Origin of the sequence: Sphaerochaeta halotolerans (assembly GCF_003429665.1) — a bacterium.
GTDB classification, from domain to species: Bacteria; Spirochaetota; Spirochaetia; order Sphaerochaetales; family Sphaerochaetaceae; genus Sphaerochaeta; species Sphaerochaeta halotolerans.
The window spans coordinates 237,833-260,060 of sequence record NZ_QUWK01000002.1; the positions used below are offsets into that span (position 1 = coordinate 237,833).

The following is a 22,228-nucleotide window of genomic DNA, read 5'->3' on the forward strand; positions in this document are numbered from 1 at the left end:
TATCAACCTTCGTATATCAGCATACATAGTGCGCTTGCCCTGGGGTATTGATACCTTTCATTGGAGGCACCAATCTTCGACTCATTAAGCATAGAGACCGTTTTAGCGGAGATCTTGATTTTGACTGTACAGATGACGGATAGTATTCTGGTATAGTTACGGCGTCTAGGGTATCAAGTAATGCCAAAAGAAAAAGAACATGAAGGTTTACATGCTTGTAGCATTAATCTCTATTCCCCTTCTTTCATCGCACACTACACGCATACAGAGGACTGAACATCCTTGACATGAAAACGTCGGGGAGACTACTATCAACTATTATGAAAAACCAGCTCACCGCAAACGAATTACGGCAAAAATTCATTGATTTCTTTATATCCAAGAATCATGTCCAGATCAGTGGAGCTTCCTTGATTCCCGAGAACGACCCAACGGTCCTGTTTACCACCGCCGGTATGCACCCATTGGTACCATATATCATGGGTAGCGAACACCCTGCTGGCACGCGCCTCACTGACTACCAGAAGTGTATCAGAACCGGAGATATTGAGGCGGTAGGGGACCCTCACCATCTCACCTTTTTCGAGATGCTGGGCAACTGGTCCCTCGGAGATTACTTCAAGAAAGAGGCTATTGCATTCAGCTATGAGTTCCTCACTGAGGTGCTTGGTATTGATGCTTCCCTCCTATCAGTAACGGTTTTTGCAGGAGATGATGAGGTTCCTCGTGATGAGGAGGCTGCTTCCGCATGGGAAGCGCACGGCATCCCCCGAGAACGAATCTACTTTCTCACACGAGAGGACAACTGGTGGGGGCCTGCCGGAGAAACTGGTCCCTGTGGTCCAGACAGTGAGATGTTCATAGACACGGGAAGACCTGCCTGTGGCCCCGATTGCCGCCCTGGGTGTTCCTGCGGCAAGTACTTTGAAATCTGGAACGATGTCTTCATGGGCTATAAGAAGGACAGTGACGGCACCTATCGTGAGATGGAGAGAAAGTGTGTTGATACCGGCATGGGAATTGAACGTACCATCGCTATCCTGCAGGGAAAGAAATCGGTCTATGAGACAGAGGTATTTATCCCCATTATTGCCGGTATTGAGAAGCTCTCTGGAAAACACTATGGAAGCGATGAGGAGATAGATACCTCAGTGCGTATCGTGGCAGACCATATTCGCACCAGCGTATTCATCCTTGGAGACCAGAGAGGGGTGGCTCCCTCCAACGTCGGGCAGGGCTATATCCTGCGTCGTCTGATCAGGCGAGCAGTTCGGCATGCTCATAAGCTGGGCATCGAGGGTTCTTTCCTTGGGAACCTTGCACTCATCGTGCTTGACCTCTACAAGATGCCATATCCTGAGATTCTGGAGAATAAGGATTTTATTCTGAAAGAGCTGGCTCAGGAAGAGGCAAAGTTCTCTGAAACCTTGGCAAAGGGGGAGCGAGAGTTTGAAAAAATGCTACCAAACCTACTCAAGGGCAAGAACCGGGAGATAAGCGGAAGAACCGCTTTCAAGCTCTACGATACCTATGGGTATCCCATTGAGCTCACCAAGGAATTGGCAGCAGAACATGGCTTCACCGTGGATGAGGCAGGCTTCAATGCTGCATTCGAGAAGCATCAGGAGATCAGCCGAAGTGGAGCAGACAAGCAGTTCAAGGGAGGCCTAGCAGACCACAGTGAAAAGACGACTGCATTACACACTGCAACCCACTTGTTGCATCAAGCTCTGAGAACTGTGCTTGGCGAGCATGTCGGACAAAAAGGGTCGAACATCACCCCCGAGCGACTTCGCTTTGACTTCACACATCCCTCTGCTATGAGCAAGGAAGAGATCCAGCAGGTCGAGGATATGGTCAATGCACAGATTAAGCGCAATCTGCCTGTTACCTGCGAGACCATGACTGTTGAGGAAGCAAAAGCACAAGGTGCCATTGCATTCTTTGATAGCAAGTATGGTGAGCAGGTTAAGGTCTACTCAATTGGTGATTTTTCCAAGGAAGTCTGTGGAGGTCCTCATGTAGAGAATACTGGTGATATGGGTCACTTCAAGATTCTCAAGGAGCAATCCTCCTCGGCGGGAGTAAGAAGGATCAAGGCCGTTCTGGAGTAAACCCTGTCTATCTTCAAGGAAAAGCCCTGCAGGTTGCAGGGCTTCTTACTTTCCAGGTTCGGGTTTGCTACTCGTCATCCTCATCATCAATCATCAACTCATAGTCGAGACCTTTGTTGATGGGTACTGCAAGCTGTCCACACGCCCCGTTTATCCCTCTACCTCTCGAACGACGTTGGGTATAGTTGACCCGGTAGTGGTCGAGTTCACGGCAGAAAGCATCAATCTCTTCCTCAGTTGGTGTCTCATAGGGAAGCTCCTCGGCAGGATTCCATGGAATAAGATTTACCACTACATTCATGCCCGCAACATAGGTAGCAAGTTTCTTGGCGCTAAACTCATTGGTATTTACACCATGCAACAAGCAGTATTCGATTGTGAATCGTTTTCCACCAACATGTTGGTATACCATCAAGGCTTTCTTCAGTGCCATGATGTCCCACTTCTCATTTACCGGCATGATCCGTGAACGGAGTCGGTTGTCTGCACTAACCAAGGAGACAGCAAGTTTGACTGGGAGCTTCTGCTCTGCCAATTTCAAAATACCAGGGACCACCCCGCAGGTGGAGATGGTTATTCTTCTGAGGCTGATATTGAAGCTCTCTTTCTCATGGAAATAGTGAATCGATTGAATCACTGGAGCAATATTTGCCAAGGGCTCTCCCATCCCCATGTACACGATATGGGTAATGGGTTGGTCGCTTACCGCAAGGAGGTGTATGTATTGCTCAATGATCTCCCCTGTACTGAGGTTCCTGAGCAAACCCATGGTGCCGGTTCTACAGAATGTGCATCCCATCGCACAGCCAACTTGGCTGGAGAGACATGCGGTATGTCTTCCTCGTTTATCTATAAGCAGCACACACTCGACAACCTTTCCGTCATGAAGGCGGATGCCCATTTTTGTCGCACCGCTCTCATCGGTCTCACTGGTTTCCACAGTTGAAGAGATAGCACTGTCCATCACTTCCTTGAGACGTAGTCGCTCAGCCTTGGGCAGGTTGGTCATCTCATCGAAAGCGGTAACTCCCTTGACGAGCCACTGATAAATCTGTTTTCCATAGAAGGCCCTGGGCAGTGATAGAATCTCAGCAATAGTTTCTGCATCCAGCCCATACAGTGAGCGTGGTATAGTATTTTTTTGTTCCATTTTCCCAGTATACCTACTTCAGCATGGAAAGGATAGCGATGGCGACACCAGTGATTCCCTCCCCTCCAAGTAAGCCACTGGCAACCAATCCAGTCTTGTCCTGCAACTTTGCTGTTTCAGTGCGTTTTTTGAAGATTGCTTTCAGAACTCCGGAGATAAGAGCTCCTAAGCCCATTACTGAACTGATGTAGATAGGCAGGTATACGCCGAGTCCAAGGGTTGCACTGGGTATGTTCACCAAGTAGAGTACCAAGCCGATGCCAAGGCCGATGAGGAATGCGGGGACATGTCCAAGACCCCCTACCATGGCTGCAACTGCTGCTGCTTGTGGTGCTGGCAATTCCGCAGTTCCAAATCCTCCAAACGAGGCTTTCATGATCAACAGGACAAACACGGAGAGTACTGCACCAATGACTCCTCCGATGCCCTCTCCAAGAATTTGTTGCCTTGGATCGGTCTTCAAGAGATATCCACTTTTTAGATCGTTCATGACATCACCGGTCAAACCACAAGCAACTGCAACCACCGCAGCAATGCTGAAGGAGGCGATGAGGGAAGGGTTCGAGATCAACTGAATGACAAGCAGGACCAGGATACCGAAGATTTCCATCGGGTTTATACCGGTCTGACCAGTCAGCATTCCTGAAAGGTAGGTAGCTAGATAGATGCCTGCTATCAAGACAAGTGCCTCGATAAGACCGAGTTCTGTCCCTAATGAGAGCATGAGTACTGAGAAAAGCAGTACCAGGGCAACAATCAAAGTAGTTCTGTTGAAGGTTGCCTTGGGTTTGTCTTCAAGTTTTCTTTGGGCAAGCAGTTTTGATCCCACTGCCTTGAAGAAAACTCCAAGTCCTGTTCCAATCATCAGCCCGATTCCAAGATTAGAGCGAAATACATCAGCTTCTGCCATCGAGGCAAACAAGCCGCTCTGGATACCCAGCGGGGTCAGGATGTAGTAGCCAAATACAGCTCCGCCGAACCAGAGCAATGCAAACAATGGCCCGATGATAGCACCAATTCCCATTGCCATGGGGCTGACCCAGATGGAGAAGGCAGGGATCAATGCACTACCCTTGAATAGGGTCAGCAAGGCTGGGATTTTTCCAAACCCGTCTCGTAGGACGGTAAAGAGTACCGAGCCTCCCATGGATGCAAAGAGCGTCTTTGCTCCAGCTCCTCCTTTGCTTCCTGCTTGCAAGGTGTTGTAGCTTGCTAGGCCCATTGGATAGGGGAGAGCTTCATCAATGATGAGCTTCTTACGGTACAGGGCAGAGAACAGTGTTCCTAAAATAGCACCTACAACAGCGAGGATTATTAAGCTGACTGTGGAAAAATTAGCATCCGGGTCGATCATCCAGAGCCCGGGGAGGGTGAAAGCCAATCCACCGGCAACCATGGCTCCTGAGCTCATGATGGTATGGGTAACATTGATTTCCTGGAGTGTAGAGCCTTTGGCTCGTTTCAATGCTGCCAAACTGACTACCGTTACAAAGATGGTCGGCCAGGGTAGCGCTCCCATTCTAAGAGCAACATACATGGAACTGGTGGTGATTACCAGCAATCCAACAAGAGCAATAAGGGCACCACGAAGGGTAAGCTGTCTATTCATTTTTTACACTTCCTCTCTAAATGTATGGTAAACAGATTCGGGAAAAAACACCAGTGGTTTTATCTTTTTGCATTTCACCTGCAACCCCCATATGGTTGCCTGTTCAAGAAATTGTGCTTATGGTATAGTTTGAATATCAAAATTTATAGTAGGAGTTCATCCTACAGAAGGAGAGTGCGTATGAAGAAAGTATTACTTGCTGTACTTTTACTGGCTATGGTACTGCTTCCTGCTACTGCAGCAGAGAGAGCTTCGAAGACTGACCTTGCAGTGGGACTGAACCTTGGAACCAACAGTGGTGTTGGTGTGCAGTACCGGATGAATGACTTTGATGTCATCGGTAATGTTGGCTTTGGATTTCTTGGGGGGAATAATCTTTCCGTTGATGCAGCTGCCAACTACAAAGTAACTGAATTCTATATTGAGAATGCTCAGTTTGACGTAACCGTTGGTGGTGGTGCTGCCTTGAGTATTCCCTTTGAAGATGACAAGGAACTTGGTTTGGCCGCTATCGTTCCAGTAGGCATTGTCTATAACTTGGACAGCATGGACTTCCCGCTTGATTTCTATCTGCGTGTTGCCCCTGGCATAAGGATTCTCCCGGAGGTAGAGGCCTACCTTGGTGGATACATTGGAGCTCTCTGGAGATTCTAACTCCAAACAGTCAGTACCAGAGACATGGTGTCACCCTTTTTTGGGTGGCACTTTTTTAGGACTTGCGGAATTCACGGAGCGGGCCTTGGAACCGTGGCTGGATACGCGTCTTTACCAGGATTCCCTCTCCTTGGTAGTCAATAAATTCAACTTGACCATGGCGATGGATGTGTGCAACCAGATCATGGCGGGAATTGGGCAGGAAGTAGGTCGCTGTAGGATAGAGTTCTCCGAGGGTCTTGGCAATCTGGTCAAGCAACGCTTCGATGCCGGTCCCCTCCTTGATAGAGGTTTCGATTACAACCGGATAGAGTGACTTGAGCCTGCTTACAGCAAATGAGTCAGTAACCATGTCCATCTTGTTAGCAAGCACGATGGCTGGTTTTTCGGTGCAGCCCAGTTCCTCAAGAACCTCGACAGTGGTGGTATAACTCGCGAGCATGTTTGGGTGGGATGCGTCACAGACAATGATCAGGAAGTCTGCAAAGCGGGCCTCCTCAAGGGTGCTCTTGAATGCCTGGACAAGATGGTGGGGGAGGTCACTCACAAATCCAACAGTATCGGAGAGTAGGATTTCTTCACCTCCTGGGAGATTCACCTTTCTTGTGGTGGGGTCTAGGGTGGCAAACAGCTTGTTCTCTGCCAAAACCCCTGCATTGGTCAAGGCGTTGAGCAGACTGGACTTCCCGCTGTTGGTGTATCCCACAATGGCACCCGTTGGAATGTTGGTATTCATTCTCTGATTACGTTGGGTATTGCGTTGTTGCACCACCTTTTCCAACTGTGCTTTCAAGCTGACTATTTTCTCCTGGATCTGTCGCCTATCCAGCTCGAGCTGTTTCTCTCCCTCTCCACGGGTTCCTTTCACACCACCATGCTGTCGCCCCAGACTGGTCCATCTTCTGGTAAGTCGGGGGAGCGAATACTCCAGACGGGCTAGTTCAACCTGCAGTACTGCTTCCTTGGTTGCTGCACGGTCTGCAAAAATCTGGAGGATGACTTCGTCACGGTCTATCACACAGATGGAGAGCATGGTCTCCAGATTACGCTGCACACGAGGACTGATTGGGCAGTCGAACACGATCAAGTCGGGTTCTTTCGCTTCAATCAATGCCTTGAGCTGTTCAACCTTCCCGCTACCGATCATGGTCGCACTGTGAACCTTCCTCAGTGGTATATGCTCAGTATGCACAGCAATAGGGCCCATGGTATCAACCAGGGCTTCGAGTTCTTGTGCACGGTTCCCAGTGGTTTGCGGTGTGTCTTCACTCCTGACGAGGATCAGAAGCAGTGCTCTCTGTCGTTCTTCTTGTATGTCAAGGCCGGAAACAAGCTTTTCCGTGTCTTCTGTTTGTGTACTACCCATTGGTGTTGACTATAGGGCTGGTTAACGAGCAAGTCAATATGTGATACACTGCTCTAGCTGGCTCCGCCTGAGCCAATAATGAGGTAAATCATGGGTGTTAATTGCGGCATAGTTGGACTTCCCAACGTAGGAAAATCTACAATATTCTCAGCACTTACGGCAGCTCCCGCCGAAGTAGCAAACTATCCTTTCTGTACCATTGATCCCAATGTGGGCATTGTTTCCGTCCCTGACAAACGGCTGGACAAGATTGTGGCTTTGATCCCACCTGAGCGGGTCATTCCCGCTACCTTCGAATTTGTCGATATTGCGGGATTGGTCGCTGGTGCGAGCAAGGGTGAAGGACTGGGGAACCGGTTTCTAGCATCAATCAGGGAAGTAGGGGTAATCGCCCACGTTGTTCGGTGTTTCGAAAACAGTGATATTGTCCACGTCAACAACAAGATAGATCCTCTAGGGGATATTGAGACTATCAACATTGAGTTGGCTCTGGCCGACCTCGATACTGTAACAAACCGATGGGCAAAACAATCTAAGCTGAATCGATTGAGCAAAGAAGCACAGAAAGAGATGGAAAAATCCCTTCCTGTACTCTCACGCCTCAAGGATTGCCTTGAACAGGGAAAGAGCGCCCGTAGCCTACAGCTTGATGAAGATGAACTTGCATTGGTCTCAGACCTCCACTTGATTACGCTCAAACCGGTCATCTATGTCTGCAACGTTGATGAGGAAGGCATAGTAGAAGAAAATGCATTTGTGAAGCAGGTGAGACAGGTTGCTGAGGAAGAAGGGTCAGAAGTAGTCGTTATTTGCGGAAAGATTGAGTCTGAGATTGCCGTTTTGGAAACAGAAGAGGAGAAGCAAGAGTTTCTCGAGGCTGTTGGGCTCCAGGAGTCTGGTCTGAACCAGCTGATCAGGAGTGCGTATCATATCCTTGGCTTGCGTACCTTCTTTACTGCAGGATCTGATGAAGATAGGGCATGGACCTTCCGTGCCGGATTCAAGGCACCACAGGCAGCTGGAGTAATCCACTCAGATTTTGAACGGGGATTCATCAAGGCTGAGGTATACAACTGTGAAGACCTCTTCACCTATGGGAGTGAACAAAAGGTCAAGGTAGCAGGAAAGTTGAGGATGGAAGGCAAAGAGTACCTGGTGCAGGATGGGGACATCATGCACTTCAAGTTCAACGTTTAAGCACTACCAACGTACTGTGAACGTAATGGGTTCAGCAAGCAAGAGGAAGTCAATGAGTGGAAAGCTGAATTCATAGACGCGCTGTGCTACTTTCTTTCCATTGCTGAACGATGTGATTTCCTTTGGGGTATTCACCCTCAGGGTAATCACAGAGCGTTCAATAGCTGGAGGGCCTTCTTCTCCAAGCATGAAACTGATCATCTCAAGATAGTCTGCCTCACTGAGTCCCTGGTTGTACACGGGACCGAATGCTTCAAAGTTTTCGTCAGCCAGGAATGGAATGACCGGAACCAGCTGGTCGTAGTTGTCCATGGAGAGGAAGAATGTCATGGAGTGTTCGCCTATATCCAAAAGACTCTGATTCTCGCCTGCTCCCAAATCAGTAATCAAGCGTTGTAAGTTGCTGAACTCAAAAACACCCTCATAGGAGTGCTCATCAAGTTTTTTCAATCCAACATTTCTAGTTGTAGGACTATACTGCAAAGCTTTTTCAAAATCCCCAATTGCCTTGTCCATGAGGGGGATGTCCTCATTTTCGGGATCGAATTCACTGAAATCCTCCAGGACTGCAATAAAAAAGTCCTCAACAGTAAAATCAAAATCAGAGTAATGGTATCCTGTTTGCTTGAAGGATATATTTTCAGTTATGGTGCAACCGCTCACAAGTACCAGAGAGGCAAGTACTGCAATCAATAGTCTGGTTATTTGTTTTCTTCTCTTCACCGGTTATTCATTCCTTTTGGTTTACTGTACGGGATTTCTGTACGCTTCTCAAGCGTAAGTTCTATTCGAGGGGTACAAAAAGCAAGCTTCCGTCCGCATCTCTTGTGATTCCCAGAACCTCTTGTGTCTTTTTTGGGTAGCGCTTCAAGAAGGCATCGCCCGAGAGATGTTCAAAATCGGAGAGTGCATCCAATGAGTAGGAGAGTTGGAGTACCGGGCTCTCTTCGTATTCATGGAAAAACGCAATTCCCTGATGTAGCTCAATAAAGGAGAGCATGGCGGCCTCATACTGTGTAAAACCTAGTTTTGTCATGAGGCTACGCACGAATGTTTCCTGAAGTAAATAGATGTCCAGATCCTCTGCTTTGCCCCCACTTCTCTTCAGATATGCCTCCAGGAACGAAGAAAAAGAGAGGAGGATTGCCGATGGTCTCAAGGAGACCACTTCGCTGAGTTTCTGCAGCCACATGCCTGCCTGTCCCTTGGTAAAGAATAGGTCGAGGGCTTCCTTCAGCACCTGAGCCTGTTGTAACGCTTTCTTGGGAAAACTGGGAGACTCGATAATGGTATAGGGAGCTTCTCTTAGGTGGGTAATGGAAAAATCATTTGCTTGTTCTGCTACCAGAGTCCCTGGAAGCAAAGAGAGGGGAAATACATCGAGGTTGCTTGGCTTCAATGAGACAGCATAGTCAACACTCTTCATGAAGGCTGAAAGGGTGTCGTTGGGGAGCCCAATGATGAGATCCAAACCAAAAGGGATTCCCCGGGCATTGAGGAGGGAGATCTTCTTTGCGAAGAGCTTGCTGTCAAACCTTCGGTTGGCGGTTTTCAGCACTGCTTGGTCGCTACTCTGCAGGCCGATCTGCAAGGCACAGTTGATCTGTGCAAACGCATCTGCCAGTTCGCTGTCCAATAGTTCTGCCCTGATTTCAAACACGAAATGAATATCGCTCTGACGTTCAGCAAGCATGCCAAGAATTGTGAGCGTTCGCTGCTTGTCCATGTTGAAGGTGGGGTCGAGGATATACACCTCTCCAACCTGTTTGGTGATGAGCAATTCCAGTTCGGCTTCAAGCTGTGCAAGGGGGAAATGCCGGACAGAACGCTGGCCTCGGGATTCAAAACAGAAGGAGCAATGAAACGGGCAACCTCGGGTCATTTCCCACAGCACGCTTGCGCCCTGTTTTAGAAAACGATCTGCATGATGGTTCAAAAGGGGAGAAGGAAGCCCGGAAAGCTCTGGAGAAGGAGCCCAAGAGAGTTCATCCAGGGTTGTTACGATTCCCTTCCCCTGGGGTTTCTTCCCCGCGCGGATGGCTGAGATTGCCTGTACTACCACTTCTTCTCCTTCCCCGAGTATGAGGAAGTCCAGGATGGAAAGGTCGAAGCTCAACGGATTAGCGCTAGCTTCAGGGCCGCCTGCAAAAATGACCAAATCATCAATCTTTGCTCGTAGTGCCAGCGTGAAGCGGTCCATCCAGGCTCTGTTCCAGAGATAGACGGAGAGACCAACCACCTGTGGCTTCATGTTTGCTAATTTGGTTGCAGCATGGAACGGGTCATCAGCCAACGTAAAAGGTAGGTGTTCCGCGTTTATTTTTGCTGCGGCGAGTGCACTCTGGATGCAGATTGCACCCAGTGGATAGCTGAGGTTGCCTTCTTCAAGACAACAGGAAACCAAAGAGATATTCATGTGATGATAGTAGCGATTGCCATCTCCTCTTGCAAGCTGGTGTGGTAGATGTATAGTATTAGGTATGAGACGGTTGTGCCCGGTATTCCTAGGAGCCAACGGAACAAATACAGGAGACGAGAGCAGTGCTGGCCTCGAATAATCGTCCCCTTACACGTTATACTGAAAATACGAGGTTCTCGTGGTTGTAAGAAAGCAGGAGCCCGGGAAATTGCAGTAGGAGAAACCCCTCATACGATTGTCTGTTGATTGAAATTTTCAACACCAAGAAGTTGGAGTGTTACACGTGTTGACTATACAAATCACCATAGTATGGTTGAGGTGGAGACCAAAATGGGGATAATGCGATTTTCTGCCATTTCGACGTACCGGTTTCTCCTTTCAAGCAGAGGGGAGCAACAGCTTCATTTTGAGACAGAAGACTCAGGAATTGCTTCCTGGGAGTTGTTTGAAAACCCCGATCCAGGGGATGCTGGAGTCTTCAGATACACCATTCTTGAATAGGAAGTTTTTTCATTAAGCGTTGACAAAAGCTGAAGCCGGCAGTATATGTGTTAACTTAAGACCATCGGTCTTTAGGAGTATATTGCATGGATAATGCCAACACACTGATAATTGTCGAGTCGCCAACCAAGGCCAGAACCATCTCGAAATTCCTTCCCTCGAACTGCAAAGTTGTTGCCAGCAAAGGGCATATTCGCGATCTTCCCGAGGATAGGATGGCAATTGATGTCGAGAAAGGCTTCGCCTGTGAGTATCAGATAGTGGCAGGTAAACAGTCTTTGATCAAGGAGCTCAAGAGTTCCCTGAAGACCGTCGACCGTCTTTTGTTGGCAACTGATGAGGACCGCGAGGGAGAAAGTATTTCCTGGCATTTGCTTGAAGTACTCAAGCCAAAGGTACCCCATCAGAGGATGGTATTCCATGAGATAACAAAGAAGGCAATAACCGATGCGCTTGACCATGGGCGGGATTTGGATGAAAACCTAGTTCAGGCGCAGGAAAGTAGACGTGTTGTCGATCGTCTCTACGGCTATACCCTCAGCCCTACACTCTGGAAAAAACTTTCCAACAAACGACTTTCAGCTGGAAGGGTGCAGTCTGTTGGGTTGCGTCTGACCGTTGACCGTGAACGCTTGAGGATTGCCTTTTCCCAGAGCACGTACTTTGATGCAAAGGCACAACTCCTTAGTGTTTCCAAACAGGCTTTCGAGGCAAAAATAACTGCGTATGCTGGTCAGCCAATTGCAACTGGAAAGGACTTCGATTCTACTACCGGTGTATACAAGGGAAAGGAAAACACCTTGCTGCTCGATGAAGAGCGGGCGAAGGCTATTGTGAAGGAACTTTCCTCTGAAACCTTTATTGTAGAAGATATCCAGAAAAAGCCGTTTGTAACCCGCCCCTCGATTCCTTTTACTACCAGTACCTTGCAGCAGGATGCAATCAAGAAGCTGCACATCAGTGCATCTGAAACGATGCGTATTGCTCAGCGGCTCTATGAGAATGGGTACATCACGTACATGCGTACCGATAGTCCTTCTTTGAGCCAAGAAGGGACGAATGCCGCACGTGATTTGGTAAATCAGCTTTATGGAAAAGAGTACCTCTCCCCCTCTCCGAGATATTTCGCAGCAAAGAGTGTTGGAGCCCAGGAAGCCCATGAGGCGATCAGGCCGGCAGGGGAACGGTTTGCTGTTCCCAGTGAGACCTCTCTCAGTGGGAAGGATTTTGCTCTATATGAGTTGATCTGGAAGCGAACCCTAGCAAGCCAGATGGCCGATGCTAAGAAGGCAACCACGACCGTGACCATTAAGGCTGGGAATGGAACCTTCGTAGCATCAGGAACACAGATTGTATTTCCCGGTTTTATACGTGCTTATGTTGAAGGTTCGGATGACCCCGATGCAGCATTGGATGATAAGGAGACCCTCTTGCCAGCAATGAAGGCTGGAGAGGAGTGTGCCTTACAGCAGCTTGAGGAGGTAGCACACCAAACTAAGAGTCCTGCCCGTTACACTGAAGCATCCCTTGTGCAGGAGTTGGAGAAGCGGGGCATCGGTAGGCCATCGACCTATGCTTCCATTATCAAAACACTACTGGACAGAAAGTATGTAATCAAGGATGGTCCAGCCTTGGTTCCGACATTCATGGGATTTGCGGTCTGCCAGTTCCTGGAAAGCAATTTCCCGCAGTTCATCGACTACGACTTTACCTCGAAGATGGAAGACAACCTCGACAAGATTGCAGCCGGGAAACTGGACAAGAAGGTCTTTCTTAATGCGTTTTACCTTGGAGAAGAGGGACTGGAGAACCAGAACAAGCTTCAGCTTGCTCTGGACAACAAGGTAGTCACAAAGACTTTGCGTCTCCCCCAGATTAGTGAGGAGAACCCAGTGATGATTGGTCCATACGGTCCGTATGTGGTGGATGGTGAAGGGCAGTTTATTTCGCTTCCCAACACGTGGTTGCCAGGCACTACCACCGATGAGGATGTGAAGACTCTTATCGCTGAGGGTAAAAAGGTGCATGTGCCGGTTGAAATCGGCAAAGGTCCGGTTCATGGTGAGCCGGTGAAAGTGATGAATGGAAGGTTTGGACCCTACTGGCAGGAGGGGGACGGAAAGAGTGCAGTACGCGCTTCCATCCCTAAATGGGTCCAAGATGCGGGTAAGAGCGAAGATCTGGAGATTGCAAGCAGATATCTTGCACTTCCCCGTGTACTGGGTAAAGATGAGCAGGGAAATGAAGTGCTTGCTCAAAAAGGAAAGTATGGTCCTTACATCTCCTGCAATAAGAAGACAAGAAAACTCAATCGGTTGGATAAAGACCAACAGCTCTTTTCTATAACTCTTGAAGAGGCCCTTGAATTGCTCAGCAAGGAGCCTGAGAAGGGTAGTGGGGGAAAAGCAGGAAGGGGGAGTGCCAAGGCTTCCGTAATCAAGGAACTTGGCCAATTCGAAAAAGAGACAGTGGCGCTTGCCACTGGACGCTACGGCTTCTACCTTCGTGTCGGCAATCAGAATATTGCCCTACCCAATGAGTACAAGAAGGATGAAGAGAAAGCCGGTGCTTTGACGATAGATGAGGCAGTAGCGATCATCCGCGCAAAACGTGCGAAGGAATAATGACAGGTAACAATGGCAAATTTTTTACGGAGGACTCCTCCTAAAAAGCAAAATGTGGAAACCATCACCAGTGAAAATACAGTGGATATACTCTCCTCTGAATTCAAACTAAACAAGGAGAAGGTGTCGAGTATTCTCAGGAGTGTTGGTATCAATCTGGAGGCACAGAACCCTGTCGGGGAGCTTGAGCTGTACAGGGAAGTGATTGCTAGCAAAATTGGCGACAGGAGTCGATTCCTAAATCCTGATGAGGCTTATATAGCGGAACTCGATGAGCAGTTACGCTCATTTGATGAAATTTATATTGACACTGCTCCCATCATTCAAAAAGACTGGTTCTTGCATTTTGTCACGAATGCGGAAAGCATTCTTAAGCGGCGCAAGAAAAAACTCATCATCCTCGAAAAAACCCTTGAGGAATTACATGGGCTAAAAGACAATCAAGAGAAGGACAAGGAGGTGCGAATTCGTTCCACAATCCGTCCTGATTTGATTCGCTTTCTGGCAAAGCGTGGATTGGTCCGTATCGGAGACACCGGCAGCCAAGGGATTGCCGATGATCACCTTGTGCAATTGTTCACACAAATCGGCAGTAAACGTAATCTTCTCCTGATCACCCAGGACCGTGGTCTGAGTGAACGGATTGTCCGTCTCTCGGCGGAATTGGAGAAGAAAGAAGCAGAACAAGAGGAGCTTCCTTGGTTTCGCCGCCTTTTTTCACGAAAAAGCGAGGAAACAGACACCACCCATCGCATGGTGGTGTGTAAGCTTGTTGAGGAAGGTAAACTAAAACGTTGCTATATCTGCCCTGAATGTAATGAAAGTTACTACGATGACCTGCATGACTGTGAAGGGATGGTCCTCTGTGGCCGTTGTTACCTGAATCTGAAGGAACAGGAAGCAAAACAGGAAGCAGTGAACAAGAAGCAGCGAGAGGCTGAATTACAGGCTGAAGAGGAACGGCAGAAGCGAATGGAAGCAGAAGAGGCGCGCCTGGAATATGAGCGTTCCCGGGACACCGTGGAAAATCGTCTGCGCACAAAACGTGGCAAGGTTTTCCATATTTCCCTAATTGTATTGCTGGCCCTTTTGCTAATCCTATTGATTCTCTTACTGGTTCTGTAAAGATGACAAAAGGCTGTTGGGAATTCCAACAGCCTTTCTTACCCCCGGCGCGATTCGAACGCACGACCCCTTCCTTAGGAGGGAAGTGCTCTATCCAGCTGAGCTACGAGGGCAGCACACAGCCGATACTACCCCAAATGCAGGGGTGGATGCAAGGGGCGGGTGAAAGTTATTGTTGCTGCAACAGGTCCCTGATCTCAGTAAGCAATATGATATCTTTCGGAGTAGGTGCAGGAGGCGCTTCCTCTGCTTCTGCTCGCTTCTTTGCCTCAATCCTTTCACGGATTCTGTTAATTGTCCTAACCATCATGAATACTACGAATGCAATGATGAGGAAATCGATGATCTTCTGGATGAAGTTTCCGTACATGATGGCAACCTCACTGGTTTGCTCCGTAGCCTCAGCAATCACTATTTTGAGGTCAACGAAACTCACCCCACCCAGGAACAGCCCGATCAAGGGCATAAGAATTTCTTTCACAAGTGAATTGACAATTTCTTTGAATGCGGTGCCAACAATGATACCGACAGCCATATCAATTACATTTCCCCTTGAAATGAATTTCTTGAACTCAGCATTCATCCCCTGTTTTCCTGCCATACATACCTCCTACGGCATACTTTCCTAAAGTATAGAATAAAACAGGGGAATTCCCTACAAGTTTCGTTTCAGTAATTTATGGAAAATTTACAAATTGTTGTGGTTGAATGTTGCATAAATATACTAGTTAATGTATAAACTTAACCAATGTTTAGAAACGAAAAGGTTTCAGATTATTCGATCAGTATATGGAGGTACTAATATGAAAAAAAGCATGTTTGTCTGTTTTATCCTGGTGGCTCTGCTGGCTTCCCCCTTGTTTGCACAGGGCGGTGGAGAATCAGCCAGTCCTAAAATTGGTTTCATGGGTCCCATGACCGGGGACTATGCCAACTATGGTGTGCGGAGCAACAACTCTGTAATCATGGCTGTTGAACAGTTCAACGCTAAGGGTGGTTTTGGTGGAAAAGTTCCAGTAGTTCTCGTTTCCGAGGACTCTGAGGGTAATGTTGAGAAAGGTCTTTCTGCTATCGAGAAGCTCAGCTCTGCTGACCAGATTGTTGGCATGATCGGTCCTGTTCTCACCGGTACTAGCTTTGCAGTTGGCGAACGTGTCCAGAGTGAAGGCATTGTCATGATCAGTCCCTCTGCTACTCATGCTGACATAACCAGTATTGGGGATTATGTCTTCCGTACTGTAGTGTCCGATGGTCTGCAGGGCGAGGTTGCCGGTAACTATTTCTACAGTGAACTCGGTTATCGCAACATTGGTGTTCTCTATGCCAAGAATGACTACAGCCAGGGCTTGTACGAAGGTATGACCGCTGCATTCGAAGCAGCTGGTGGAAAGGTAACCATTGCCGAATCCTTCCAGGTTGGTGATAAGGATTTCAAGACCCAGCTCACCAAGATCCGCTCAGCCAATCCAGAAGCAATTTACATCCCCAACTATACCGCTGAAATGGCTCAGATTCTCGAGCAGGCAACTCAGCTTGGTATGGATATCCCGTTCCTCTCCTGTGATGGTTTCTCCAACCCAGAGATCTACGACCTTGCTGGTGATTTCACTGATGGTGTCATCTATGTTGGACCTGCAAAGGTTAAGGAAAGCCCTGCCTACAGCGATTTTGTTGCACAGTATGAAGCCAAGTTTGGGGTAGGGCCTGACAGCTTTGCTACCAATGCTTATGATGGAGCAAACATTCTTCTTCAGGCAATGGACAAGGTGTATAGGGAGACCGGCAAGTTTAACCGTGCTGCAATCCGTGATGCAGTTGCAGCCACCAAGGATTATCCCGGTGTTGCAGGTACCATTAACTTTGCCGAGAATGGTGACTTGATTGCATACCAGGGACTCTACAAGGTCAATGGCACTACTCCTGAATACCTCGGTTCCTATACCGTTGTTGACGGAGTTCTTACCAAGGTAGACTAAGGTCTCTGTTACTTCCCGGTCTTACTCGGGAGATGGGAGGAAGACCGGTGTTGTTTACACCGGTCTTTTTATGGTATCGTAGCAACTAGTTTTTCATATGAAGGAGAGCGCATCGTGGGAATTGCCGAATTCTTTCAACATTTGATGAATGGCCTAACCTTGGGTGGCATCTATGCCCTGATAGCCCTTGGGTACACCATGGTGTACGGCATTCTGAAATTTATCAACTTCGCCCATGGTGATATATTAATGGCTGGGGCATATGTAGGTCTGTTTGTGTTTGATGGGCTGAGGGGGGATGCCCCGCTTGGTACATGGACCCTTATTGCATTCTTCCTAGCCATGCTTATCAGTATGGGGTTCAGTGCCGTACTAGGTATGACCATAGAGCGCGTCGCATATAAACCGCTTCGAGGAGCTAACAGGCTTGCCCCGTTGCTGAGCGCAATTGGCGTCTCGTTCATTCTCTCCAATAGTGCTGCGTGGGCCTTTGGTACACACTCCAGAAAATTCAACTATCCTTTTGACAATACACCGGTGCACATAGGGGAGGTGGTTATCACGCCACACCAAATTCTCATCTTGAGTGTCTCATTGATAATGATGATCATCCTCAAGCTTTTCGTTGATAAGACCAGGATGGGAAAGGCAATGCGTGCAACCAGCTTGGATCAAGGAACAGCTATGTTGATGGGAATCAACGTCAACCGAGTCATCAGTATGACCTTCGCCATTGGCAGTGCGTTGGCAGCCGTTGGTGGTATTTTGATAGCCTTGGATTTCAAGGTTTACGCTACGATGGGTACCATGACAGGGCTTAAGGCTTTTGTTGCTGCTGTCGTTGGAGGAATAGGGAATATCAGTGGAGCCATGTTTGGAGGAATCCTTCTCGGATTGCTGGAGACCTTTGGAGTTGCCATTTTCGGTATTCCTACCGGACTCAAGGACACTATTGCCTTTGGAGTACTGATTCTCATTCTCTTGATCAAGCCGGAAGGCCTGTTCGGCAAGGTCGAAAAGGAGAAAGTGTAATATGCTTAACTTTTTTCTGTTGATACTTATCTATTCAGGAATTTATGCGCTGATGGCTATGGGACAGAATATCATCACAGGATACGGTGGGATGCTCAGCCTCACTCAGGCAGGTTTTTTTGCTATTGGTTCCTATGTAACGGCAATCCTCACCACACAGGCAGGATGGTCCTTCTGGGCAACACTTCCGGTTGCTTTTTTGGTAAGTGCCCTGTTCGGTCTGCTTATCGGTTTGCCGACCCTACGCCTCAAGGGTGACTACCTGGCCATCGCAACACTGGGCTTTGGTGAAATTGTACGAAACGTCTTGAACAACTGGGACTCACTGACCAATGGCCCGATGGGTATCCAGAGAATCCCCATGCCTGTCATTTTGGGATTCACCATCAACCCGTACAAGAAATATGCTTTCCTCGTAATGGTGATAGTGTTCGTAATTATTGCCTACATTCTTTTCCAACGACTGGCTCGTTCAAGAATGGGTCGGGCTCTAGCTGCAGTAAGGGAAGATGAAATTGCCGCCCAATCCATGGGTATCAATATCACAAAGTATAAGGTCTATGCGTTTATCCTTGGCGCTTCAGTAGCTGGAATCGCAGGCTCCTTGCAAGCCACCTTTACCTTATCAGTCACACCAGGAACCTATACATTCATGGTCTCAGTCATGGTGCTCTGTATGGTAGTCCTCGGTGGAATGGGTAACTTCAAAGCTTCAATCCTGGGTGCGTTCATCATTCAGTTCATCAGTTATTTTCCTCAGCTTACGGGTTTGTCCAGTGTCATTCCTCCTCAGTTCAAGCAGATCCTTTTCGGTTTAATCTTGGTTGTCATGATGATCTGGAGACCACAGGGAATCCTTGGAAGAGAGGCAACACGTTACCGCAAACGAGCAGTAACCCCCACGGGAGGTGAACAATGATTTTGTTGGAGACAGAGGCCCTCACCAGAGCCTACGGAGGTGTTGTTGCAGTCAACAAGGTTGACTTCGAGGTGGAAAGTGGTTTGATCACTGGACTCATCGGCCCCAATGGGGCTGGTAAAACCACCTTGTTCAATACTATGACAGGTCTTGATACCCCCTCATCTGGAAAGGTTTGGTTCAACAATAAAGAGATTACCGGGTATCCAGCTCATAAGATCTGTAGAATGGGTATTGCCCGTACCTTCCAGAACATCCGGCTCTTCAAGGAACTCACAGTCGTTGAAAATGTCATGATCGGCAGGCATTTCAAGACAGGGAAAAGTGAAACCAAGGGACGCTTCCTCAACGCCGTGAAGAGCTATGTGAAGCTTAAGGAAGAGGAAGAGGAAATCTATGAGAAAGCATTGGACTGGCTCGATTTCTTTGATATGGAAGCTTCCAAGAATGAGCTTGCAAAAAATCTTCCTTATGGCAAACAGCGTGAGCTTGAAATAGCTCGGGCGCTTGCTACTGATCCAAAGTTGCTTTTCTTGGATGAACCTGCAGCTGGTATGAACCCCCAGGAGACTGATCATCTGATGGCTACCATCAGAAAGATCAGGGATTTGGGGGTTACGGTTGTTTTGATCGAGCATGATATGAAACTGGTGATGAATATTTGTGATACCATCACTGTCCTTAACTATGGGCAGAAACTTGCCCAGGGGACTCCCCATGAGATTAAGAAAAACCCGAGTGTCATCGAGGCGTATCTCGGTAAGGATGAAGCATGAAAGAATTGCTCACGATAGATGACATATCTGTTTCCTATGGGAACATCAAGGCACTGAAACAAGTCAGTATGCATGTCAATGAAGGAGATGTTGTCTGTCTCATTGGAGCGAATGGAAGCGGAAAGAGTACACTTCTCAAATCCATCATGGGACAAGAACCCTTGGATTCCGGCTCCATCACCTTTGATGGAGAGGAAATTTGCAGGGCAAAGAACGCTGGAGCCAAACAAGGCAAGCGTTCAAAGATACTCACAACTGACTTGATTGCAGCAAAGGGAATCAGCTTGGTTCCTGAAGGCCGACGTGTATTTGCCGATATGACTGTGGAAGAAAACCTCGATATGGGAGCCTTTCTTGTACGCGATGATGCCCTGATTGCAGAGCGAAAGGAATCCATGTATGACTTCTTCCCAATCCTCGGGGCGAGAAGAAGACAGAAAACTCGTTCCCTCAGTGGAGGCGAACAGCAGATGATGGCTATCGCCAGGGCATTGATGAGTGGCCCCCGCCTGATTCTGCTTGATGAACCAGGACTCGGTCTTGCCCCCTTGGTGATTGCAGACATCTTCGAGAAGATTGCCTTGATCAACCAACAGGACAAGGTAACGGTTTTTCTCGTAGAACAGAACGCCCGTATGGCACTGAGGGCTTCCTCTGAAGGGTATGTCATGGAGAATGGTAGGATTGTATTGAGTGATGCATCCTCCACACTTTTGGAAAATGAACGGGTAAGGGAAGCCTATCTGGGCGAATAATTACTGGAAATTCACGATGGCATGAATTATAGTGTGCTTAGATGGTAGGAGATCCAAATGATTATCGAACGAAGAATGACGCGTAATCCTGTTACAGCTACTCCCGATATGTCCATCGCGGAGGCATCTGCCTTGATGAAACAGGAGAAGGTCCACCGGCTTCCTGTGCTCGATAAGGAGAAACGGCTGGTTGGTATCATAACTGAAAAGGATATCTTGTATGCCACGCCTTCTCCGGCGACAAGCCTTTCAATCCATGAGATGGCGTACCTGTTGAGCAAGCTTACGGTAAAGAAGCTCATGAGCAAGAACGTGGTTTCCATCACCAAGGACACAACAGTTGAGGAAGCTGCCCGCATGATGGTTGATCAGGATCTGAGCAGTCTTCCAGTGCTTGAAGGACAGCAGTTGATCGGTATTGTGACAAAGAGTGATATGTTCAAGATTTTGCTTGAGCTCTTTGGTGCACGTCATTTCGGAATTCGCCTAACCTTTGTGGTTGAAGATAAGCCGGGAACCATTGCCAAGATCAGTCAGGTTTTGAGTGAGGCTGGAATTGACATTATCACCTTTGGTACGTTTATGGGAACTGATCCCACCAATGCCATCTGTACCATCAAGGTTCAAGGAGCATCTATCAGCAAGGTAGTGGAGCTCATGAAGCCCTATGTATCTCAGTTGCTGGATGTTCGGGAGGTCTGAGTGCCGAAGAAGAAAAAGAAGGCTTCGAATACAAGCGAGACGGCTGGAAACAGCCGTCTTGTAGTTGATTCAGATGCCTACAAGCCGTTTGAACACATACATGAAGCAAAAAAGCAACCTGTGAAGCAGAAACAGCCTGTCAGTCAACGGAAAGAGCCATTGGTGCTTGGGTATGATCCAAAGGCAAATTTTGGCGATATCCTTGCCACATGGGAGCAGACAGGGGAACTAGGTGGAGTAACCAAGCGGATGAAGAGCCACAGCAAGGTAGCAGTGGAGAAATCCTTTGGTGAGATTCTTCAAGAATGGGAAGGGGAAAAGCAAACTGCCAAAAGCAAGAAAGCTGATCAGGTTTCTATCAAGAAGAGTAAGACCTATGTGCCCAAGAAGGATTTTGCCTCACTCCTGGATGAGTTCGAGGGGAGTGAACGCCCCAAGAAGAAACGAGGGAAGCCTGTCTCCGATCAGCGAAAGAGAGAACAAGAGGACCTTCCCGTACAACCTTCACAGGAGATGCAGGAAGCACTTGATGAGAAAGTTGAGCTTGACCAGGAACGTGATAGCTCGGTGAGCTGGTCCTTTGCTGATACCTACAAACAATGGTCAACAGTGCGTGATGAAGAAGCAGCCATCAAGCAGGCGCAGAAGGAAAAGCAGGAGGGGAAGAGCGATCCCTACACCATATCAGCGCTTCGTGCAATGGAGCCCCAGTCAACATTGGACCTGCATGGCATGAAGGTGGCGGAAGCAGAGCAGGCAACCGCAGAATTCCTGCGTTCAGCAAAGGAACAACGACTTCTGAAGGTTGCAATCATCACTGGAAAAGGTTTGCACAATGACAAGGGGTATTCCCTTTTGAAGGAAGCTGCACTCTCCCAGATACGTATCAGCAAGGTAGTACGTGAAGCGTACACCCCAAAAGCCCAGTATGGTGGTAGTGGAGCTATTTGGATCATCATGAAACGATGATCCTGTCAATAAGAACGCACAAGAAAGCCGGGTTCTCAAGGGAATCCGGCTTTTCCCACATTGGTGGTGTTAGCGCTCGCGGTAAATGATACGACCTTTGGTCAGATCATAGGGAGAAAGTGCAACACGCACGGTATCACCAGGAACAATCCTGATGTAGTGTTTGCGCATCTTGCCCGAAAGATGGGCAAGAATGACATGTTCATTCTGTAGTTCCACACGGAACATGGTGTTGGGAAGTGCTTCGCGTACGATGCCTTCTACTTCAATTGCTTCTTCTTTGGCCACAAAACCTCCAAATATTTGCTTAAAAGCAAGAAAATTATATGCACTAGGTCAA

Annotated in this window: 20 protein-coding genes and 1 tRNA gene; 13 read left to right on the forward strand and 8 right to left on the reverse strand. The window is 48.1% G+C overall.

The annotated features are described in order from the left end of the window. Positions 1 to 320: 320 nt before the first annotated feature. Positions 321 to 2,114, forward strand: coding sequence for an alanine--tRNA ligase (locus tag DYP60_RS02660; protein ID WP_117329322.1), 1,794 nt, complete (start codon positions 321 to 323; stop codon positions 2,112 to 2,114). 67 nt (positions 2,115 to 2,181) lie between these two features. On the opposite strand, the gene rlmN is transcribed toward DYP60_RS02660, so the two are convergent. Continuing rightward, positions 2,182 to 3,264: a dual-specificity RNA methyltransferase RlmN gene (gene rlmN / locus DYP60_RS02665; RefSeq protein WP_117329323.1), complete on the reverse strand. Its 1,083-nt coding sequence runs from the start codon at positions 3,262 to 3,264 to the stop codon at positions 2,182 to 2,184. A 13-nt stretch (positions 3,265 to 3,277) separates the two neighbouring features. Beyond that, positions 3,278 to 4,873, reverse strand: a complete 1,596-nt coding sequence (locus DYP60_RS02670; RefSeq protein WP_117329324.1) for an OPT/YSL family transporter — start codon at positions 4,871 to 4,873, stop codon at positions 3,278 to 3,280. A gap of 180 nt (positions 4,874 to 5,053) precedes the next feature. On the opposite strand from DYP60_RS02670, the gene DYP60_RS02675 reads away from it, so the two are divergent. Beyond that, complete coding sequence (locus tag DYP60_RS02675; RefSeq protein WP_117329325.1) at positions 5,054 to 5,527, forward strand: hypothetical protein; 474 nt, start codon at positions 5,054 to 5,056, stop codon at positions 5,525 to 5,527. A gap of 55 nt (positions 5,528 to 5,582) precedes the next feature. Here the strand turns inward: DYP60_RS02675 and hflX are convergent, their stop codons facing one another. Next, positions 5,583 to 6,893, reverse strand: coding sequence for a GTPase HflX (hflX, locus tag DYP60_RS02680; protein WP_117329326.1), 1,311 nt, complete (start codon positions 6,891 to 6,893; stop codon positions 5,583 to 5,585). Positions 6,894 to 6,983: 90 nt separating this feature from the next. Here hflX and ychF point away from each other — a divergent pair, with 90 nt between their 5' ends. Continuing rightward, the gene (gene ychF, locus DYP60_RS02685) at positions 6,984 to 8,090 is read left to right on the forward strand and encodes a redox-regulated ATPase YchF (protein WP_117329327.1); all 1,107 of its coding nucleotides are present in this window, start codon (positions 6,984 to 6,986) and stop codon (positions 8,088 to 8,090) included. A 3-nt stretch (positions 8,091 to 8,093) separates the two neighbouring features. Here ychF and DYP60_RS02690 read toward each other — a convergent pair whose 3' ends face one another. Continuing rightward, positions 8,094 to 8,813 carry a hypothetical protein gene (locus DYP60_RS02690; RefSeq protein ID WP_117329328.1) on the reverse strand — a complete coding sequence of 240 codons (720 nt, stop codon included), beginning with the start codon at positions 8,811 to 8,813 and terminating at the stop codon, positions 8,094 to 8,096. 61 nt (positions 8,814 to 8,874) lie between these two features. Continuing rightward, entirely contained in the window at positions 8,875 to 10,506 is a 1,632-nt protein-coding gene (locus tag DYP60_RS02695; RefSeq protein ID WP_117329329.1) for a B12-binding domain-containing radical SAM protein, read from the reverse strand. 333 nt (positions 10,507 to 10,839) lie between these two features. On the opposite strand from DYP60_RS02695, the gene DYP60_RS14110 reads away from it, so the two are divergent. From DYP60_RS14110 to DYP60_RS02710, 3 genes are all read left to right on the forward strand, one after another. Further along, complete coding sequence (locus DYP60_RS14110; RefSeq protein ID WP_165849474.1) at positions 10,840 to 11,010, forward strand: hypothetical protein; 171 nt, start codon at positions 10,840 to 10,842, stop codon at positions 11,008 to 11,010. A gap of 86 nt (positions 11,011 to 11,096) precedes the next feature. After that, positions 11,097 to 13,634, forward strand: coding sequence for a type I DNA topoisomerase (gene topA, locus DYP60_RS02705; protein WP_117329331.1), 2,538 nt, complete (start codon positions 11,097 to 11,099; stop codon positions 13,632 to 13,634). Positions 13,635 to 13,646: 12 nt separating this feature from the next. Further along, complete coding sequence (locus tag DYP60_RS02710) at positions 13,647 to 14,759, forward strand: PIN domain-containing protein (protein WP_117329332.1); 1,113 nt, start codon at positions 13,647 to 13,649, stop codon at positions 14,757 to 14,759. A 39-nt stretch (positions 14,760 to 14,798) separates the two neighbouring features. Here the strand turns inward: DYP60_RS02710 and DYP60_RS02715 are convergent. Both DYP60_RS02715 and mscL read right to left on the reverse strand, forming a co-directional pair. Then, positions 14,799 to 14,872, reverse strand: a tRNA-Arg gene (locus DYP60_RS02715). 56 nt (positions 14,873 to 14,928) lie between these two features. After that, entirely contained in the window at positions 14,929 to 15,360 is a 432-nt protein-coding gene (gene mscL, locus DYP60_RS02720; RefSeq protein WP_117329333.1) for a large-conductance mechanosensitive channel protein MscL, read from the reverse strand. Between the two features lie 202 nt (positions 15,361 to 15,562). On the opposite strand from mscL, the gene DYP60_RS02725 reads away from it, so the two are divergent. The 7 genes from DYP60_RS02725 to DYP60_RS02755 all read left to right on the forward strand — a co-directional run bounded on the left by DYP60_RS02725 (position 15,563) and on the right by DYP60_RS02755 (position 21,888). Then, entirely contained in the window at positions 15,563 to 16,735 is a 1,173-nt protein-coding gene (locus DYP60_RS02725) for an ABC transporter substrate-binding protein (protein WP_117329334.1), read from the forward strand. Between the two features lie 114 nt (positions 16,736 to 16,849). Then, positions 16,850 to 17,767, forward strand: coding sequence for a branched-chain amino acid ABC transporter permease (locus DYP60_RS02730; protein WP_117329335.1), 918 nt, complete (start codon positions 16,850 to 16,852; stop codon positions 17,765 to 17,767). Between the two features lies 1 nt (position 17,768). Then, the gene (locus DYP60_RS02735) at positions 17,769 to 18,686 is read left to right on the forward strand and encodes a branched-chain amino acid ABC transporter permease (protein WP_117329336.1); all 918 of its coding nucleotides are present in this window, start codon (positions 17,769 to 17,771) and stop codon (positions 18,684 to 18,686) included. Next, positions 18,683 to 19,462, forward strand: a complete 780-nt coding sequence (locus tag DYP60_RS02740) for an ABC transporter ATP-binding protein (RefSeq protein WP_117329337.1) — start codon at positions 18,683 to 18,685, stop codon at positions 19,460 to 19,462. Before DYP60_RS02735 ends, DYP60_RS02740 begins: the two co-directional genes overlap by 4 nt. Next, positions 19,459 to 20,217 carry an ABC transporter ATP-binding protein gene (locus DYP60_RS02745; protein ID WP_117329338.1) on the forward strand — a complete coding sequence of 253 codons (759 nt, stop codon included), beginning with the start codon at positions 19,459 to 19,461 and terminating at the stop codon, positions 20,215 to 20,217. The genes DYP60_RS02740 and DYP60_RS02745 overlap by 4 nt, the downstream gene beginning before the upstream one ends. 57 nt (positions 20,218 to 20,274) lie before the next feature. Next, a complete protein-coding gene (locus DYP60_RS02750) occupies positions 20,275 to 20,919 on the forward strand; it encodes a CBS domain-containing protein (RefSeq protein ID WP_117329339.1) in 645 nt (214 codons plus the stop codon). After that, positions 20,920 to 21,888, forward strand: coding sequence for a Smr/MutS family protein (locus DYP60_RS02755; protein WP_117329340.1), 969 nt, complete (start codon positions 20,920 to 20,922; stop codon positions 21,886 to 21,888). 69 nt (positions 21,889 to 21,957) lie between these two features. Here DYP60_RS02755 and infA read toward each other — a convergent pair whose 3' ends face one another. Then, entirely contained in the window at positions 21,958 to 22,176 is a 219-nt protein-coding gene (gene infA / locus DYP60_RS02760) for a translation initiation factor IF-1 (RefSeq protein ID WP_117329341.1), read from the reverse strand. Positions 22,177 to 22,228: the final 52 nt, after the last annotated feature.

What these genes read in the sequence shown, in the direction of transcription:
- DYP60_RS02745 (WP_117329338.1), top strand. Translation starts at nt 19,459, where the DNA reads ATGAAAGAATTGCTCACGATAGATGACATATCTGTTTCCTATGGGAAC.
- ychF (WP_117329327.1), top strand. Translation starts at nt 6,984, where the DNA reads ATGGGTGTTAATTGCGGCATAGTTGGACTTCCCAACGTAGGAAAATCT.
- DYP60_RS02710 (WP_117329332.1), top strand. Translation starts at nt 13,647, where the DNA reads ATGGCAAATTTTTTACGGAGGACTCCTCCTAAAAAGCAAAATGTGGAA.
- DYP60_RS02670 (WP_117329324.1), bottom strand. Translation starts at nt 4,873, where the DNA reads ATGAATAGACAGCTTACCCTTCGTGGTGCCCTTATTGCTCTTGTTGGA.
- rlmN (WP_117329323.1), bottom strand. Translation starts at nt 3,264, where the DNA reads ATGGAACAAAAAAATACTATACCACGCTCACTGTATGGGCTGGATGCA.
- DYP60_RS02695 (WP_117329329.1), bottom strand. Translation starts at nt 10,506, where the DNA reads ATGAATATCTCTTTGGTTTCCTGTTGTCTTGAAGAAGGCAACCTCAGC.
- DYP60_RS02725 (WP_117329334.1), top strand. Translation starts at nt 15,563, where the DNA reads ATGAAAAAAAGCATGTTTGTCTGTTTTATCCTGGTGGCTCTGCTGGCT.
- DYP60_RS02740 (WP_117329337.1), top strand. Translation starts at nt 18,683, where the DNA reads ATGATTTTGTTGGAGACAGAGGCCCTCACCAGAGCCTACGGAGGTGTT.
- DYP60_RS02660 (WP_117329322.1), top strand. Translation starts at nt 321, where the DNA reads ATGAAAAACCAGCTCACCGCAAACGAATTACGGCAAAAATTCATTGAT.
- DYP60_RS02735 (WP_117329336.1), top strand. Translation starts at nt 17,769, where the DNA reads ATGCTTAACTTTTTTCTGTTGATACTTATCTATTCAGGAATTTATGCG.
- DYP60_RS02675 (WP_117329325.1), top strand. Translation starts at nt 5,054, where the DNA reads ATGAAGAAAGTATTACTTGCTGTACTTTTACTGGCTATGGTACTGCTT.
- DYP60_RS14110 (WP_165849474.1), top strand. Translation starts at nt 10,840, where the DNA reads ATGGGGATAATGCGATTTTCTGCCATTTCGACGTACCGGTTTCTCCTT.
- DYP60_RS02750 (WP_117329339.1), top strand. Translation starts at nt 20,275, where the DNA reads ATGATTATCGAACGAAGAATGACGCGTAATCCTGTTACAGCTACTCCC.
- mscL (WP_117329333.1), bottom strand. Translation starts at nt 15,360, where the DNA reads ATGGCAGGAAAACAGGGGATGAATGCTGAGTTCAAGAAATTCATTTCA.
- hflX (WP_117329326.1), bottom strand. Translation starts at nt 6,893, where the DNA reads ATGGGTAGTACACAAACAGAAGACACGGAAAAGCTTGTTTCCGGCCTT.
- topA (WP_117329331.1), top strand. Translation starts at nt 11,097, where the DNA reads ATGGATAATGCCAACACACTGATAATTGTCGAGTCGCCAACCAAGGCC.